The sequence below is a fragment of the Pseudoalteromonas sp. SIMBA_162 genome, assembly GCF_046535955.1.
Taxonomy (GTDB): Bacteria; Pseudomonadota; Gammaproteobacteria; order Enterobacterales; family Alteromonadaceae; genus Pseudoalteromonas; species Pseudoalteromonas marina.
Map to the genome: position 1 here is coordinate 1 of NZ_JAWJBQ010001348.1, position 231 is coordinate 231.

The window sequence follows — 231 nt, forward strand, 5'->3', positions numbered from 1 at the left end:
CTATATTCAGTCAAAGTTTCACGTGCTCCGACCTACTCGATTTCACTAAAAATGTCTTTTCATGTACGGGACTATAACCCTGTATCGTGGCACTTTCCAGAGCCTTCCATTAACACATAATAAGCTTGAGGGCTGTTCCGATTTTGCTCGCCGCTACTTTCGGAATCTCGGTTGATTTCTTTTATTACGGGTACTTAGATGTTTCAGTTCTCAGCGTTCGCCTCGTTAATT

Annotated in this window: 1 rRNA gene; it reads right to left on the reverse strand. The window is 42.4% G+C overall.

From position 1 onward, the window contains the following. A 23S ribosomal RNA gene (locus R0J88_RS24020) occupies nucleotides 1-231 on the reverse strand; the annotation flags it as partial.